The following is a 1,237-nucleotide window of genomic DNA, read 5'->3' as shown; positions in this document are numbered from 1 at the left end:
GGCGCCACCGGCCACCGCCAGCGGCGCGCCGATCAAGCCGTCCACCGGACCGCCGACCAAGCCGCCCTGCGCGGCGACGTAGTTGCGGTCACCGCCGACGAGGGCGACGTTGGCCGAACGGTGGTCGCGGATCGCTTCCTGGGCGTAGGTCCGGATCTGCGGGTTGCGGGACTTCGACAGCGCGATCTGGCTCGACTGGATCTCGAAGGCGTTCGCCTGCAGCGACTGCAGACGGAAATCGCTCAGGCCCTGGGCCATGGCCGGGGTCGAGACGGCGAAGGCGAGCGCGGACAGGACGGCGTATTTCTTCAGCATTGAAAACCTCGATCGATGAATGGTGAGCGTGCAAGCCGGCGTAGTTGTATCGCCCATACCGGTTTCAACCGAAACGGACGGCGACAGCACTTCATCGAACCAACGATGACGATCGCGCATGGTTCCTCTGGTCTTGCCTGACCTTGCGCCGTCCGCCGCGCGGGCTGCGGCGCTTGATCCGCCCTGCGGCAGCCGCCATGCCTTTCGCCGTCCTTCCGTCCCGAGGCCCCGCCTTGACGCCCCGCTCCACCCAGATCTTGTCAGTTCAGATCCTGCGCGCGGTCGCGGCGCTGCTCGTCGTGATGCACCATGCGCAGGCCGAGGCGACCGCGCTGGCGCAGCGGACGGGCGCGGCCTTCGCCCCGAGCGGGCTGCTGCCCTGGGCCGGCGGCGTCGACGTGTTCTTCGTGATCTCGGGCTTCATCATCGTCCACGCCGCGGCGCCGCACGCGGTCGGGCGCCATGCGGCGGAGAGCGGAGGTCGGCGCCGCTTCCTGGCGCATCGGATCGCGCGGGTGGTGCCGCTGTACTGGCTGGTCACCGCGCTCTACCTCGCGGTCGGGCTGGCGGCGCCGTCGGCCCTCAACGGCAGCGGCGGACCGCCGGACGCCGGCCAGGTCGTCGCCTCCTTCCTGTTCTGGCCCGCGGCGCGGCCGGACGGTGCGGTACTGCCGCTCTACGGCCTCGGCTGGACGCTCAATTGCGAGATGGCGTTCTACGCGCTGTTCGCGCTCGGTCTCGGCTGGGGTCGCCGGGCCGGCATCGCCTGGCTCGTGGCGGCCCTCGTCGGGATCGTGCTGGCGGGCGCCTGGCTGAAGCCGGACGCCGTGCCGCTGGCGTTCTGGTCGAACCCGGTGATGCTGGAATTCGGGCTCGGCGCCCTGATCGCGCTCGCACGCGGCGAGGGCGTGCGGCTGGGCGG

General features: G+C 71.1%; 2 protein-coding genes. One reads left to right on the top strand and one right to left on the bottom strand.

Features of this window, described 5'->3' with window-relative positions; translation table 11 throughout:
- The coding region (locus FV223_RS27955) for a DUF4142 domain-containing protein (protein ID WP_147729918.1) at positions 1-315 on the bottom strand (315 nt) is incomplete at its 3' end.
- A gap of 233 nt (positions 316-548) precedes the next feature.
- Here FV223_RS27955 and FV223_RS27950 point away from each other — a divergent pair.
- Positions 549-1,237: acyltransferase (locus FV223_RS27950; RefSeq protein ID WP_246689842.1), on the top strand; the 689-nt coding region annotated here is incomplete at its 3' end.

The sequence above is a fragment of the Methylobacterium sp. WL116 genome (assembly GCF_008039455.1).
Taxonomy (GTDB): domain Bacteria; phylum Pseudomonadota; class Alphaproteobacteria; order Rhizobiales; family Beijerinckiaceae; genus Methylobacterium.
Note: the sequence above shows the minus strand (reverse complement) of the source record. Positions and strands in the feature narration are given on the sequence as shown.